Annotated in this window: 1 pseudogene; it reads right to left on the bottom strand. The window is 68.7% G+C overall.

The window, feature by feature from the left end:
• Positions 1 to 129 precede the first annotated feature (129 nt).
• Positions 130 to 361: pseudogene (locus tag IG99_RS43710) on the bottom strand (gfo/Idh/MocA family oxidoreductase); the annotation flags it as partial.

Genomic DNA, 361 nt, shown 5'->3' with positions numbered 1-361 from the left:
GGGGGTGGATGTAGGGCTTGGGCGATTCCAGTTGGACGGTGTCCGGCTGGTACACGTAGCGGAACAGCTCGGTGTCGCCGTCTCGGACCGTGACCGAGGCACCGAAGTCGTGGCGGATTGCAAGAGCGTTCATACGAGGGCCTCCTTGACCGGTTCCCAGGGCACGGCGCCGCCGTCCATGCTGAGCGCGAACGGGTCGTCGTCGGTCAGTTCGCCCGCGGCGACGGAGACACCGCGGAAGGCGGACGCGTACGTGGCCGCCGCGAACTCCAGCGTGCGGCGCGCGTCGTGCAGACAGACGCCGGGTTCCTTTCCGGTCTCCCAGGCGTCGAACACGGCCTCGATCTGGAGCCTGTGGCCG

It is taken from the genome of Streptomyces griseus subsp. griseus, from assembly GCF_000720255.1.
Lineage (GTDB): Bacteria > Actinomycetota > Actinomycetes > Streptomycetales > Streptomycetaceae > Streptomyces > Streptomyces griseus_I.
The sequence above is the reverse complement of the archived record's forward strand: the minus strand, read 5'-3'. Positions and strand labels throughout refer to the sequence as shown.